Source organism: Coleofasciculus sp. C1-SOL-03, from assembly GCF_040220555.1.
Lineage (GTDB): Bacteria > Cyanobacteriota > Cyanobacteriia > Cyanobacteriales > Coleofasciculaceae > Coleofasciculus.
Genome location: NZ_JAVJUO010000029.1, coordinates 26,196 through 40,497, shown reverse-complemented (window position 1 = coordinate 40,497; position 14,302 = coordinate 26,196). Strand labels below are relative to the sequence as shown.

The window sequence follows — 14,302 nt, the reverse complement described above, 5'->3', positions numbered from 1 at the left end:
AAGGAAGGAAAGAAGACAAGGAGGAAAAACCGTACAAAATTAGGTTCGGTCAAACTCACTTCTAAAAGCCGAAACGCCCTATTTTCCGTTCTCACTCTTCCTTGTCTACTGGTCTACCTGTCTTCTAAGTCTTACCTAAACCCCCATTTTAAAAAACCTACCCTTGTGAGCCATCCCCCCCTCCTTGCTCAACGCCTGAATTTTTGAGAGAATTATAAGATAAATTAAGGGAACGTTTCCGCTTAATGCTGATCAACCAATTTTGCTGGCTTTGCTGAAAACCTTCCGAGAGATACTGGGACGATGGTGGTCGGAGTTTACTCTCCAGACCCGACTCATGGCGGCGGCGACCTTAGCCGTCTCCCTGATTATGAGTGGCTTGACCTTTTGGGCGGTCAACACGATTCAACAAGACGCCCGGGTGAACGACACTCGTTTTGGTCGGGATTTGGGTCTACTGCTGGCGGCGAATGTCGCCCCTCAGATTGCCGAAAATAATCTCACCGAAGTCGCTCGCTTTTCTCACCGTTTTTATAGCAGTACCTCTAGCGTGCGCTATATGATCTATGCGGATGAGGATGGCAGAATTTTCTTCGGCATCCCCTTTTCTGAATCGGAAGTCCACAATTCTCTCTCCATTCGACGCCGAATTCAGCTTCCCGAAGACTACGCCAAAAACTCCGACTTGCCGATGGTGCGGCAGCATGTCACCCCAGATGGAGAAGTGACGGATGTTTTTGTCCCCCTCACCCATGAAGGGAACTATCTTGGTGTTTTAGCCATTGGCATTAACCCCAATCCCACGGTTGTCGCCTCCTCGAATTTGACGCGGGATGTTACCATTGCTGTGTTTATCTCGATTTGGGTGATGGTGATTCTGGGCGCTGTATTTAATGCCTTGACCATTACCCAACCGATTAAAGAACTGCTCACGGGGGTGAAAAATATTGCCGCTGGCAACTTCAAGCAGCGCATTGACTTACCCCTCGGCGGAGAACTGGGAGAACTGATTTCCAGCTTCAACGATATGGCAGAACGCTTAGAGCGTTATGAGGAACAAAATATTGAGGAATTAACCGCAGAAAAAGCCAAACTGGAAACCTTGGTCTCTACCATCGCGGATGGTGCTGTATTGATTGATACCACATTGAACGTGATTTTGGTCAACCCAACAGCGCGGCGTATTTTTGGCTGGGATGGACATACCCTGGTTGGTGAAAATGTGCTGCATCATCTCCCCTCAGTGGTTACCTCTGAACTAACCCGCCCTCTGTATCAAATTGCTAGCGGCGAAACGGCGGCGGAACGGGAAGGCGAGGAGTTCCGCATTACGCTGAGTGAACCAACACCGCGTACTGTGCGGATTCTGCTGACACGGGTGTTTGACCAATATCGCGAGAGTATCAAAGGCATTGCCATGACGGTGCAGGATATTACCCGTGAGGTGGAACTGAATGAGGCAAAGAGCCAATTTATCAGTAATGTGTCTCACGAACTTAGAACGCCGTTATTTAATATCAAATCATTCATCGAAACCCTGCACGAATACGGCGAAGATTTAACTGAAGTCGAACGGCAAGAATTTCTAGAAACAGCGAATCGAGAAACTGACCGTTTAACTCGTCTGGTTAACGATGTTTTGGATTTATCCAGACTGGAAACATCCTGCCGCATTTATCATTTTGAACCCGTAGACATTTCTGGACCTGTAGAGCAAACCCTCCGCACTTACCAGCTTAATGCTAAGGATAAAGGGATTGAACTGGTGCAAGACATTGCCCCCCAATTGCCTCCTGTCTTCGGGCATTATGATTTACTGCTACAAGTCTTTGATAACTTGGTGGGCAACGCGCTAAAATTCACAGAATCCGGTGGACGAGTGGTAATTCGCGCTTATCTCCTAGAACCCAACCCTCATCATCCCGATGACGTTTCCCAAGTCCGGGTGGAAATCTCGGATACAGGGATTGGGATTGATTGGGAAGACCAAGAAAACATTTTTGACCGGTTTTTCCGCGTCGAAAACCGAGTGCATACTCTGGAAGGGACGGGTTTAGGACTTTCTATTGTCCGGAATATTGTTGAGAAACATCACAGCCGAGTCTATTTAGTCAGTGAAGTTGGGGTGGGTACAACCTTTTGGTTTAACTTGGATGTGTGTACCGACAAAGACCAATCAATTGAGCATGTCTCAGAAGACCACCTACTGACCCCAGAGACGGACGAAACCACCGCGACGGTGATGTAGGAGGTTGCTGAATAAGTAGGGGCTACTGAATAAGTCTGGTGGTGGGGTTAGAGAGCAGGGGAAGCAGGGGAAGCAGGGGAAGCAGGGGGAGCAATGGTACATTTTCGGTGATTCTATCGCCTTTTCCCGACACCCGAAACCCGAAACCCGAAACCCGAAACCCGAAACCCGACACCCGACACCCGACACCCGACACCCGAAACCCGACACCCGACACCCGAAACCCGACACCCGACACCCGACACCCAGTAGTACCCTCAAGTCCCTTGTTACCCCCTCAGTATTATACCCCTCATAAACCCAGAATTTCATAGGATTTTTCGACGACTTCATCAGGATCAAAGGGCTTCGTCATATACAAATCTGCTCCGGCTTGTTGCCCTTTCTCTTTATCAAACTCTTGCCCCTTTGCCGTTAGCATAATAATATAGACATCTTTAATGGCTAGATTATTTTTAACGGCACAACAGACATCAAAACCATTCATTTTCGGCATCATCACATCCAAAAACACCAAATCGGGTTTCTCCGTCTGAATGGTTTCAATTGCCTCTTCCCCATTTTCCGCAATTAAGACTTCTACGCCTTCGTCTTCCAGTTCCTCTAAGGTTTGTGCCATTAACAGGCGGATATGAGGTTCATCATCAACAATCAAGACTTTCTTATTCATCTTAATAGACCACTTCAAATACGTCTACGGGTTTTTTCTTGCCTTTAACTTGAACCGTGCCAACTTCCTTAAAGTCGAACAGATTATAGGTGACTTCATAAACACTGCGACACACCAGAATTTGTTCCCCTTTGGCAATGGATTGTAGACGAGAGGCAATATTGACCTTATCACCAATGGCAGTATAATCCATGTGCTGCGGAGAGCCAACATTTCCCACAATGACTTCCCCGGAACTGATACCAATTCCGGTAATAAAATTTTGTCGAATCCAAGGAACCGGAATTTCTTTGATCCGCCTTTGCATTTCAATCGCCGTTTTAATCGCACCTTGCTCACTGTAAACTAAGCGAGAGGGAGCGCCAAACATTGCCACAATCATATCACCTACAAACTTATTGACGGTTCCCCCATAGCTGAAGATTACATCAACCATGTGGGTAAAATACTCATTCAAGTATTCCACGATTAGTTCCGGAGGTAATTCCTCACATTTGGTCGTAAAATTTCTAATATCTGAAAATAAAATTGCAATATCTCGTTTAGCTGGCTCGAAAGAAAAATCATCTTTTTCTTCAAGGATGGCTTCAACGACTTTAGCAGAGACATAACGTTCTAGGTTACTTTTAATCCGCTCTTCTTTGAGCTTTTGTTCATGCAAAATTGCATTTTCAATGGCAGATGCCGCTTGAGAAGCTAGGGCAGTCAATAGCTTTAAGTCAGCCGCCGTATAATTAATTGGCTCTTGATGGCTAATATTAATCACCCCAATTATACCGTCCTTGGTTTGCAAGGGAGCGCAAATCAGAGAGTAAATTTGATTTTTACCTTCGACAAATCGCAGATCCGCTTGTACATTATTAATAATTTCAGCTTTACCTGTTAAAATTAAGTTTCCCGCAATTCCTTTCCCCAATGCCAAGGGCGCTTTCGGGTCATATTCTTGACCAATGGCGGCGATTAACTCAAACTCCCCCTTGTCTGGATTTAATAACATGAGTGAACCACTGGTCGCTTTAATTAATCGCGTGGCTTCATCAATGATTAGATTGGCGACTTGTTTGAGATCCAGGCAAGCGGTTAACCGTCCTGAGATATTATAAAGCATATTAATTTCTTTATATTTATCCAAGGTTTCCCGTGCCAACATTTTTTCCTGAAGTTCTTTATTGGCAATATAACTCAGGAGCGATGCCAACGATATTGCTTTTTTATTTCCTGTAATCCAACCAATGATATCATCAGCAAGCTTGACTGGATAATTTTCTAAACTGTCCAGTTCCTGTTGAGTGGCTTCACCAAAAAGGAAACGACCCTGGGTATCCTGAATCAGAATTGGTGTCTCCATGACCGCACTCATTTCCTTGATCAAAGATAAAACATCTTTTTTATTTAGTAATTTCTTCAGACTGATGGTAACCATCGGGCTTTTCATTCGCTAATAAGAGAAAAAATACATTTTCCAGCCCCTTCTCAAATCGCAGGGTTTTCACAATATTATACCGTTCTGACAGCTCAGAATTGACAATAATCATATCCGGTTTAACGGAAACGGCTTTTTCTTTAAAATCCTCCCCATCAAAGACCTCAATCACATTATATCCCCTGGCAGTTAAAACATCAGCCAGGGTTTTAACGGTGGATATATTTTCATCAACGACTAATATTTTCTTTTTGGAACTTCCTTGAGCAATCAACGAGTCAATTTCTTGAAGCAACTGTTCTGATTCAAAGGGTTTAGTGATATATTTATCAATTCCTAACCTATATCCACGTTCGTGATCTTCAATAATGGACAAGATAATAATCGGAATGTCCATGGTTGATGGGTCATTTTTTAAGACAGCAGCCACATCAAAACCATTCATTTCCGGCATCATCACATCTAGGGTGATTAGATCCGGTCGTTCTTGCTTGACGAGGGCGATCGCTTCTAAACCATCTTTAGCTTCCCGAACTTGGTATCCCCGTGACTCGAGTTCTTGTCGCAGCAGTTGGCGAATTAAGGCTTCATTATCGACAACGAGTACCGTTTTATTGGGAGTATTTTTAGGGGATGCGTTGGGGGTTTCTGTGACTTGAAGCTGCTTAACCAATGTGTCCATATCCATCATATTCACTTGAACAGGTATATGAGTATGGATGGGAAGCGTAAACGAAAATGTACTGCCTTTTTTTAGCTCGCTTTCGACCCAAATTCTGCCGCCATGATGTTCGACGATTTGCTTACATATTGGTAATCCTAGACCGGTTCCTTTCGGCTTGTCTGTTAGCGTATCCCCGACTTGCTTAAATTTCTCAAAGACTTGAGGCTGATCAGCGGGAGTAATCCCCATCCCCGTATCAATTACACTAATAATAATTTCGCTATGTCTTTTCGTCGCTCGGCAGGTTATCGAGCCTTTTTGCGTAAATTTAACCGCATTGGAAATTAAATTAATCAGGACTTGAATCAGTCGATCTTTATCGCCAGAGATTTCCGGAAGATCAGTTTCCACATCCTTAATAAACTTAACATCTTTATTATCAAACAGCGAAGAGGTCGCGGCGATTGCCTGTTCAATGAGTTCTTGCACCAACAACGGCTGCATGTTCCAATCAACTTTCCCAGCTTCCATTTTGGCAATATCGAGAACATCATTAATTAATGCTGTCAATCGTTCTCCTTCAGATACAATAATATTTACATTATCTTTGACTTGACGAACAGTCCGATTGATTTTCTTGTTCTCGGTCTGGATTTGGGGAAAAACGACATCTTCAAGTTTCTTCTTAATAATTTTTGTAAATCCCAATACAGAAGTCAGCGGAGTTCTCAGTTCATGGGAAACGGTAGAAATAAAATCTGTTTTCATCTGATCCACTTCTTTTTCTACGGTGATATCGCGAATCAGGATAACTGACCCCAGAAATTCCTCAACTGCCCCCTCAGCTAAAGCCACTTTATCAATGGCAGTGGCTACAGCTTTACCAATACGTCCCCCCGCTAGATCAATTTCTGCGGTAAAGACTTCCCGATGATGCTTTTGGGTTTGGGCGACTAATTCAACTAACTCATTATTTAATACGTCTTGACCATTTTTATCGGTGATATCCAGTTCCCCTAGACCTAGCATTCTCAAGAAAGCGGGATTAAACTGAGATATTTTTCCTTGGGTATCGGTAACCAGTAACCCATCAACTAAATTGTTAATAATAGCGGTTAAATGAGCGGTTCTTTCTTCCACTCGACCTTCAAGAACTTGATTAATACTTTCAACATGCTGGCGGGTATCAGCTTCGGTTTTTTGTAAACGCTTGGCTTCCGATTCGGCTTGTTTTAAAAATTGTTCACGGACGTAGACTTTAACCGCCATTGAGTTGAATAGATTTGCCAAACGCCCTAGTTCATCTTTGCGAGTATCATCCAATTGAATATTCAAATCCCCCGCCGCAATTCGTTCAGTTGCTCCCATCAACTCGAGTAAGGGATTCGTAATTTGGCGACGTAGGACAAAATAGAGAACTAAGAGTTCAAGCAGGAGGGCTACAATCCCTAACCCCAGAATAAATCCGGCTGTGTCCCGGGCGGGTTTGGCTAAGATTGACTGGGGGAAAACGGTGACTAAATACCAATCCGGTTCCTCAATTCTGGCGACGGCTAAGTATTCATTATCTTTAGTATTATCAATAATGGTTTGCTTAGCCGGTTTAGCTTTGACTAATTGAAAGATGCGCTGGAGGTGGGCGTCATCGGATTCGAGGATATTAAATTGTCCTTTTTTTTGTTTGATTTCCTCGATTTTATTGGGATGAACAATTAGACGACCATCCCCGCTAAAAAGAATATTGTAACCGCCCTCAAGGTGATCCTGAATCATCCGATCAATCAGTTGATTCAGAGTTAAATCATGTCCGATGGTGGCAATATGTTGACCGTCTAAATTAACGGGCGTTTTCACAGAGACAAGCCAATCTTTAGCCTGAGGGTCGTAGTAAAGCCCTGTCCATACCGTCTTTGACCCTGCATTGGATTGCGTTTTGCCACGATAGGCTTTTTTCTCGTTTTGCAGATTAAGTTCAGTAGACGCTCGTTGCACCCAGGGCGTTCCGGGCCAATAGATGGTGATAATATTGTCAGGGCTGGTAATGTAAGTATTGATAAAACGATGATGCCAGACTGAGCCATAGGTTGTGGTTAAGTTGTAAAAGGCGAGAACCCGCTGTCGAACCTCTGCATCAATGTCCAGGTTTTCATCAATATAAACTCCCGCCTGTTCGAGGGTATCGAATTTTTCCGGAGGCTGATCTTGGGGTCGATTGCGAATCACTCCATCAGACCACTCGACGAAGAGTTGATTAAATTGAGTGTAGGAATTAGAGTCCGGTTCTTGGAGGTGCTGGAGTAATTCTTGTTTGAGGAGAGTATGATTATCTACAGCAATAGAAAATAAAATCCGTTCCCGTTCACCTCGTTCATCTACATATTTCTTGACCCGCTCTAATGCTTCAGATTCAAAGAAGTATAACGTATGAAAGTAACTCCACGTCGTTAATACAACGATAACTCCAGCAATCCTCAAGGCTACATTAACCAGCGTTCGCCGTGTGATAGATTGTTGCCCAGAAAAGATAGGAAAAGCCATTTTAGCGTCGGTGAAGGTTTAAGACAGACGGTTTTAAGGTTGATGAGAGGGAAGGAGTGCAGGAAAGCAAGGGAGCAGAGGTGCAGGGGGCAGGGACGTAGAGGTGCAGGGGAGATTTAACCCGATGTTAGCAATTTTGAATACATTTTTATTTGAAGTTTCCCCTGACTCCCTAAGTTTTTCAGTTCCTGAATAAGATTCTGATGTTTCTTTAACAAGGATTTTTTAACAACGCAGAATCCGGCAAATTTATTAATATCTACATCATCTGGATCAGATATCCGGATGAGTAACCTGTTAAATCTATTTCACTCTCGTCCTCGCTAAAACCTGGACGCCTAGAAATTACGCATTGCCCGTTCCCTGTTCCCTGACAATCCCTGAGATAAGCTGAACAGAGGACGCGCCCCCCTGTTTTGGGTTAAATTAAGAAATAGAAAATTGGACGAGTGACAACGATTGCCGCCGCAGTGGGCGCAAGACTACGATGAAACGTTATTTATCCCGCCAAGTCTTACCTGTATTCCTCGCGATCGCAGGAATTATCTCATCTACCAGTATCTCTCATTCCCAGAGTGATTTGCCCTGCTACCTAGAAGACAGCAACGGCAATGTCATTGATCTGGGTCACCTTTGTGGTAGTGGTGACAGTACACCCTCAGTGATTCAAGTTCCTATCAAACGCCGATTGTCCGGAATTCCGGTCGTTGATGTTCAATTTAATGGCAACCGCCGCTTTGAAATGCTTTTCGATACAGGGGCGTCTGGAATTGCCATTACCCCTCCAATGGCACAAGCCTTAAACGTTGCACCCGAAGGCATCGTTACCACCTCCACGGCGGGTGGCAAAGTTGACGTTCCGCGAGGTCGGGTGAATTCTGTCGCCGTCGGCGGGATTGAAGTCACGAATCCGGAAGTTACGATTAATCAATACCTGGATATCGGACTATTAGGACAAGGATTTTTTGGTGTCTACGATGTGACGATTAAGGAAAATGTGATCGAACTTAGATATCGCTAGGGAGGAATGTTAAGGCAAGTAGGGGCGGGTTTAGGGACTTGTGTTTCGCTGTTGATCGTAACGTTGATTCAAAACCCGTCCCCATCAAGTGCGATAATTATGTGTTAAATGACCAATAACCAATGACCAATAACCAATGACAAAGGACAAAGGACAAAGGACAAATTACCAATGATGTGGCAATCTTTCTGGAGTCGTCGTGTCTGGATCGCTTTATTCAGCACATTAACCCTACTCAGCAATGCATGTAGTAATAGTGAGGCGGATACGGTTTCAAGTCCTACTCCGACTCAAGCCGCTAGTCCGGTTTCCACCCCTTCCGTTTCTCCCTCGCCAAAACCACAAGCCTCAAACCCCCAACCGTCGCCATCCCCTAAATCAGACAGTTACGCAGAAGCCATTGATGTGGCAACGAGTGCGGTGACGATTAGTCAATCGGCGGTGAGTCGAGAGGACTGGAAATTAGTGGCGAATCGTTGGCAAGAAGCCATTCAGTTATTAAAAGCTGTACCCGCTTCCAGTAAGCACCACTCAAACGCCCAACAGAAGTTATCTCAATACCAAAACCTGCTGGCGGATGCCAAACAGCGATCCACACCACCACCGCCGAAACCGACACAAGGGGATAGTAGTCCCCAGTTTTTCTCGATACCGATTAAAGGAAAGGTTCGAGGTATTCCCATTATCGAAGTCACCTTTAATGGTCAACGGGAATTTGAGATGCTGTTTGATACTGGGGCAACAAATACGCTAATCACCCAGACGATCGCGTCCTCACTAAACTTAAAACCGGTTGGGTTTAGTCAGATGAGTGTCGCCGATGGTGCGGTTGTGCAAATGCCAGTGGCAATCCTGGACTCCATAGAAGTTGATGGTCGTTTGAAACGGGATATCGAGGTGGCGATCGCACCACCATCCATGCCTGTTGGACTCTTGGGACATGACTTTTTTGACGGCTATGACATCACCATCAAAGATACTGTGATTGAATTTCGCAAACGTTCATAAGTGGGTTGTCCTTTGTCCTTTGTCATTTGTCCTTTGTAGATGACTATCGGATTGGCACAGGTCGTAACCGCTGGGGAGATTACAGCGCAACCACTATTGATCCGACTGATCCTTTTTCACCCAGCATCTGGGAGGCTCGGTTGCATATAGAAAAATTCAGTAAATCCTTTTTGGCTTCAGCTTCGTATTCCCTATGAACCGTTGTACTGATGAGGATTCTATGAGAGTTAAGTATCTGGCTACACTTGCTGCTGCTTCAATGCTGAGTCTGGGACTTGTTGCTGCTTGCTCTAACCCTTGCGCCGCCAAGACGAACGCTCCTGATGCACAGACGACCAACCAAGTCGATCCTTGTGCATCCAAAGCCAATCCTTGTGCTGCCAAAGAGAATCCCTGTGCGTCTAAAGCCAATCCTTGTGCTGCTAAAGCTCAATCGGTAGGAGGTCCCCTAGCTACAGAACTTCAGGGTAAACCCGTGGTAGTGGATGTGTTTGCGACCTGGTGTGCTGGCTGCAAGAATATTGCGCCCACTCTGACCCAATTGAAACAGGAATACAGCGATCAGGTTCACTTTGTCGTGCTAGACGTAACCGATAAAGCCACACTCGAAGAAACACAAGCCAAGGCGGAAAAATTAGGTCTGGGGAAATTCCTAGAAGATACTAAAAGTAAAACTAGCACCGTGGCAATTGTTGACCCAGCGACTGGCAACATTTTAGCGATGTTCAAAAATAATCCCAATCAGGATGACTACACCCAGATCCTCGACACGGCTCTAGCCGAAAATTAACTGAGGTAAGGAGAATGTCATGGCACAAATACCTCAGTCATCATCTATGAACAAGGCTTCTCGACGTTTTAAAGTTTCAAAACAATGGTTGATTTACGGGGGATTAGGATTACTCTCCCTAGCGTTGGTTATCACTCTAGGACCCGTCATCAGTCATCCAATCGAACGGGCGATATCCCTCGTTGAAAACCGCTATCAGCAGTGGTTCGACCAGCAAGATACTGCCAATCCCCTAGTGCTATTGCCCTTGGCATTTATTGGTGGATTGCTTGCCAGTGTATCTCCATGCATTCTGGCGCTGTTGCCCGTCAACCTCAGTTATATCGGCACGTTAAACATAAAATCCCGTTGGGATGCTTTTACCAAGGCTGGCTTATTTGTTTTGGGGGCTGTAACCATTTTGAGTCTGTTTGGCTTAGTCTCCTCCTTTGCGGGAGCCGTCATGGTGGAGTACCGAGGCTATATCAATGTAGTCGTGGGAGTGATTATGGCTGTGATGGGTTTGTGGTTGATGGGGGTAGTTACGTTACCCCTACCACAAATAGATGTGAATCTCCCCCAGGCTGGACCTTATGGGGTGGGGTTGACCTTTGCCTTGGTGAGTTCTCCCTGTGCCAGTCCGGTACTGTTTGCGGTGCTGGCAGCAGCGGCAGCTAGTGGCTCTCAACTCTTAGGCACGCTAACGATGGTTAGCTACGCTTTGGGTTACACCCTGCTGATTTTCCTGGCGAGTTTGTTTACCGGACTGGCAAAACAAAGCAAGCAGTTATTGAAACATTCCGAGGCAATTATTTACTTGGGCAGTGTGGCTCTGATTTTAACTGGAACGTACTACCTGTTTACTGGCACTCAATGGTTTTTGGGAAGCTAAGTTAGTGAGGGTAGAAAATCGGGTCATTATTGGCTCTGGCACGGGGACAACTGCCAAACAGTTGCATCGATTTATCAACCAACTAGGAGACAGAAAAATGTCAGATTCCACGAACAATATTTTTTGCGCTGGATACCAAGGACGAAACGCTCTTCAACAGTTGCAGCAAGACGTTGAAACACCGATTGTAGTTAAATTTGTTGCTCCTCACTGCCCTTCCTGCAAAACTCTTGCGCCCGTATTAGAAAAGTTGGTGACTGACCATCGTGGCAAGATTCATCTGGTCACAATCGATATGACAGAAGAACCCGATTTGGCAATGGAATTGGGTGTGCGGAGCGCCCCAACTGTTGTTTTATTGAAAGGAAAAACAGTCCTAGAACAGATTGCTGGATTAAAACCAAAGAAGTTGTATTCAGAAGCAATTCAGAAGGCTGTTTCAGCTAATGTACGTTAAAATTGCAAATTTTTGATTTTTCAGCGAGTCAATTTTCTCCGTTAACCTGCGGGCAGCGAGTGGTGCATCTGCAATCAAGAGCCAGCCACTTCAAACCCACTCCCAGAATATCTTAAAACAAGGTAGTCGTTATTGGGTTGGGAGATGAAACCTGTAAGAGAATTTTGTTTGTGTCTTTTCGATAAAGAGTTGATGCCGACAGCACTCAAGGTTTCTGTGGTGGTTGGTTCTATTTTGTTTGCAATTAATCACGGGTCAGCGCTAGTCAAAGGACAGATGAATCAACAACGATGGATTTCCGGCAGTTTGACCTACCTGGTTCCTTACGCTGTTAACATTCACGGTCAGTATATCAGTCGTACAAGGAAGCGCTGACAGACCTATTCGTCTCACAGGTTCAGCCACAATTCATCTGACTTTCAGCAAAAACTCATTTAGCTGATATTCAATACTGAAACAGCTTAGGTGATAAGTCTCGTGGACTGGGGCGATTCAGGAGCGCTTAGTCGGTTTGTTTAGCTGGCAAATTTTCACCAAGGGCTTTATTGACTCGATGATATGAACGATAATTCATATAAATCACCGTTCTATTCATCCCCAAGGGTGAAGTGAGTCATGAACTCGAAAAGCCTATCATCTCAATCCTTTTGCGCCCGTCGGCTGAAAGTTTTAGCAGACCCTACCCGTCTGGCTGTTTTAGAAATTCTCATGGAGGAGTCAAAACATGTTGGAGAACTCAACGCCCTTCTTGGTTTGGAACAGAGCCTGCTATCTCACCACCTTAAAGTCCTTCGCCAAGAGGGGTTCGTCAAAGCCACTCGTGACGGCAAAGCAGTCCTCTATTACCTCGCTCCAGGAATCGAGTCGAGTTCGGGTCGAGCTATCAACCTCGGCTGTTGTCTGCTCTCATTCGACGGACAAATCTGAAAAGAAATCAGTGCTTCTATGAAACCAATACCGTGCTATCTACTGGCGTTAGGCATCGGGTTAAGCCTATGCTCCTATGCCGTTGCTCAAGAAAATGATGACATCGACAGTCGTTTAGAGACGCGCCGCTTCGGGGAAAGCTCTCCTCAGAAACTTCCAGGGGAGCAAGCGTTTCTTCCATCCATAACACCAGAATCGTTAATTGAAAAAGAGAACATTTCCCTAACTCAGGAAAGTGATGAGGACATTCAGACTCAACTCCAAGACGCACCAGAACAATATATTGAGCGGGTGCAGGAGAACCTTAACCCGAAAGATGAGGGAAACATTCAAGTACAGCTTCAACCCTTACCCGAACAGCCAGTTCAACTGGCACAAGAAACCCTTTCTCAAATAGAAGAACAGGAAATTCGCCAACAACTACAGCAGTTACTCGAACGACAAGAGCAACTCGAAGCCGAAAATGCTCGCCTCAGAGAAGAGATACAACGCCTCAATCAGCGACTTAATGAATTAGCGCCTAGTGATGACATCGCCGACACGACTGAGGAACAGATTCAGCAAACCGTCGAAGACGTCATAACCGAACGCGAACAAAAACAACCCCAAGTTGGACTACGCCCAGGAGGAGGAGGTTTCTTCATCGCAGGCGAAAACTACGAGTTGCGTATCCTCGGATACGTGCAGGCTTTGGGGTCTTTATTTGACAGCGACTTGGAACGAGAAGATGGGAATGGGGATTTTTCCGTCCGTCGCGCCCGAATTGACTTTCTGGCTACACTCTTCGACGATTATCAAATCTTCATCGAGTTTGATGGCGCACCGGGTACAGCCCAATCGACTGACTCAGATTTTGCCTTAGTTGAAGCCCGTCTTAATTGGGAAATCACTGAGGAAGCCTTGCAAGTGCGAGCAGGCAAATTTACCACACCCTTTAGCACGGAAAACTTTCGCAGTTCCCGCAGCATTGACACCGTTGAGAGGTACTTGGCACTCAATAGTATGTTCTTGCTACCAGCGCTAGACGTGCAGTTTGGGGCAATGCTTCACGGCAAGCTAGGGGAGGAGCAACGGCTGGGATATTTCCTGGGATTGTTCAACGGCAATGGCAGCGCTAATGCTAACCTCTCAGACAATAATGATTCCAAAGAGTTTCAGACAAAACTCACCTATCGAGCAACGGATGAACTGAATCTGGGACTTGGTTTCGACTACAGCATTGAACGAGAGCAGACGTTGAGTCTAGTTGATTTGGGCTTTAACCGTTACGTGTCCGTGCCAATTGAAGGAGAGCGTTTTGGAGTCAGCAGCGATTTGTTTTGGGAAAAAGGACGCTGGAGTTTTCGGACTGAAGGATTGGCGTTTTGGTTTGATTCTCCCACAGGTAGCGATGTGGGTTTGTACGGTGGCTTCATTCAACCCGGGTATTTCCTTAGTGGCGATGCCAACGGCGGCGTACAGGCATTGTTGCGGGGAGAAGTCGCCCATCTTGATGCTGACACGGGTTCGGATGGCGATACCCTCTGGGCGCTTACCGCTGGCATCAATTGGTTTGTTAACCCGAATGTGAGGCTGCAAGTGAATGGCACGCTGCACTTTTTCAATGGTTCTTCCTCCATTCGGGGGTTTGATGACGACCAAGTTATTCCACAACTGCTCACAGAGCTTCAATTTAAGTTTTAAGG

13 protein-coding genes are annotated in these 14,302 nt (G+C 45.4%); 9 read left to right on the top strand and 4 right to left on the bottom strand.

The features are described from left to right. Positions 1–262 precede the first annotated feature (262 nt). Entirely contained in the window at positions 263–2,248 is a 1,986-nt protein-coding gene (gene nblS, locus RIE73_RS04985; protein WP_446400141.1) for a two-component system sensor histidine kinase NblS, read from the top strand. Positions 2,249–2,270: 22 nt separating this feature from the next. On the opposite strand, the gene RIE73_RS04980 is transcribed toward nblS, so the two are convergent. Genes RIE73_RS04980 through RIE73_RS04965 form a run of 4 tightly spaced genes read right to left on the bottom strand, consistent with a single transcriptional unit; the run spans position 2,271 to position 7,543 of the window. Beyond that, positions 2,271–2,486, bottom strand: a complete 216-nt coding sequence (locus RIE73_RS04980) for a hypothetical protein (RefSeq protein WP_446400140.1) — start codon at positions 2,484–2,486, stop codon at positions 2,271–2,273. A gap of 54 nt (positions 2,487–2,540) precedes the next feature. Next, positions 2,541–2,918, bottom strand: a complete 378-nt coding sequence (locus RIE73_RS04975; RefSeq protein WP_446400139.1) for a response regulator transcription factor — start codon at positions 2,916–2,918, stop codon at positions 2,541–2,543. Position 2,919: 1 nt separating this feature from the next. Then, the gene (locus RIE73_RS04970) at positions 2,920–4,341 is read right to left on the bottom strand and encodes an adenylate/guanylate cyclase domain-containing protein (RefSeq protein WP_446400138.1); all 1,422 of its coding nucleotides are present in this window, start codon (positions 4,339–4,341) and stop codon (positions 2,920–2,922) included. Beyond that, positions 4,307–7,543 carry a response regulator gene (locus RIE73_RS04965; RefSeq protein WP_446400137.1) on the bottom strand — a complete coding sequence of 1,079 codons (3,237 nt, stop codon included), beginning with the start codon at positions 7,541–7,543 and terminating at the stop codon, positions 4,307–4,309. The genes RIE73_RS04970 and RIE73_RS04965 overlap by 35 nt, the downstream gene beginning before the upstream one ends. 487 nt (positions 7,544–8,030) lie before the next feature. Between RIE73_RS04965 and RIE73_RS04960 the strand changes: the two genes are divergently transcribed. The 8 genes from RIE73_RS04960 to RIE73_RS04925 all read left to right on the top strand — a co-directional run bounded on the left by RIE73_RS04960 (position 8,031) and on the right by RIE73_RS04925 (position 14,300). Further along, entirely contained in the window at positions 8,031–8,564 is a 534-nt protein-coding gene (locus tag RIE73_RS04960) for a retropepsin-like aspartic protease family protein (protein ID WP_446400136.1), read from the top strand. A gap of 171 nt (positions 8,565–8,735) precedes the next feature. After that, positions 8,736–9,572: a retroviral-like aspartic protease family protein gene (locus RIE73_RS04955; protein WP_446400135.1), complete on the top strand. Its 837-nt coding sequence runs from the start codon at positions 8,736–8,738 to the stop codon at positions 9,570–9,572. A gap of 220 nt (positions 9,573–9,792) precedes the next feature. Further along, positions 9,793–10,362 carry a TlpA family protein disulfide reductase gene (locus RIE73_RS04950; RefSeq protein ID WP_446400134.1) on the top strand — a complete coding sequence of 190 codons (570 nt, stop codon included), beginning with the start codon at positions 9,793–9,795 and terminating at the stop codon, positions 10,360–10,362. Positions 10,363–10,381: 19 nt separating this feature from the next. Continuing rightward, the gene (locus RIE73_RS04945) at positions 10,382–11,233 is read left to right on the top strand and encodes a cytochrome c biogenesis protein CcdA (protein WP_446400133.1); all 852 of its coding nucleotides are present in this window, start codon (positions 10,382–10,384) and stop codon (positions 11,231–11,233) included. 4 nt (positions 11,234–11,237) lie between these two features. Further along, positions 11,238–11,690 (top strand): thioredoxin family protein, encoded by a 453-nt coding sequence (locus RIE73_RS04940; RefSeq protein ID WP_446400132.1) that lies wholly within the window; start codon positions 11,238–11,240, stop codon positions 11,688–11,690. Between the two features lie 144 nt (positions 11,691–11,834). Continuing rightward, positions 11,835–12,065: a nitrate/nitrite transporter NrtS gene (gene nrtS / locus RIE73_RS04935; protein WP_446400131.1), complete on the top strand. Its 231-nt coding sequence runs from the start codon at positions 11,835–11,837 to the stop codon at positions 12,063–12,065. Between the two features lie 240 nt (positions 12,066–12,305). Then, the gene (locus tag RIE73_RS04930) at positions 12,306–12,617 is read left to right on the top strand and encodes an ArsR/SmtB family transcription factor (protein ID WP_446396820.1); all 312 of its coding nucleotides are present in this window, start codon (positions 12,306–12,308) and stop codon (positions 12,615–12,617) included. An 18-nt stretch (positions 12,618–12,635) separates the two neighbouring features. Next, positions 12,636–14,300: a porin gene (locus RIE73_RS04925; protein ID WP_446400130.1), complete on the top strand. Its 1,665-nt coding sequence runs from the start codon at positions 12,636–12,638 to the stop codon at positions 14,298–14,300. Positions 14,301–14,302 lie beyond the last annotated feature (2 nt).

Coding starts and splice junctions, on each gene's coding strand:
- RIE73_RS04970 (WP_446400138.1), bottom strand. CDS start 4,341: ATGGTTACCATCAGTCTGAAGAAATTACTAAATAAAAAAGATGTTTTA.
- RIE73_RS04950 (WP_446400134.1), top strand. CDS start 9,793: ATGAGAGTTAAGTATCTGGCTACACTTGCTGCTGCTTCAATGCTGAGT.
- RIE73_RS04975 (WP_446400139.1), bottom strand. CDS start 2,918: ATGAATAAGAAAGTCTTGATTGTTGATGATGAACCTCATATCCGCCTG.
- RIE73_RS04945 (WP_446400133.1), top strand. CDS start 10,382: ATGGCACAAATACCTCAGTCATCATCTATGAACAAGGCTTCTCGACGT.
- RIE73_RS04965 (WP_446400137.1), bottom strand. CDS start 7,543: ATGGCTTTTCCTATCTTTTCTGGGCAACAATCTATCACACGGCGAACG.
- RIE73_RS04930 (WP_446396820.1), top strand. CDS start 12,306: ATGAACTCGAAAAGCCTATCATCTCAATCCTTTTGCGCCCGTCGGCTG.
- RIE73_RS04925 (WP_446400130.1), top strand. CDS start 12,636: ATGAAACCAATACCGTGCTATCTACTGGCGTTAGGCATCGGGTTAAGC.
- RIE73_RS04960 (WP_446400136.1), top strand. CDS start 8,031: ATGAAACGTTATTTATCCCGCCAAGTCTTACCTGTATTCCTCGCGATC.
- RIE73_RS04955 (WP_446400135.1), top strand. CDS start 8,736: ATGATGTGGCAATCTTTCTGGAGTCGTCGTGTCTGGATCGCTTTATTC.
- nrtS (WP_446400131.1), top strand. CDS start 11,835: ATGAAACCTGTAAGAGAATTTTGTTTGTGTCTTTTCGATAAAGAGTTG.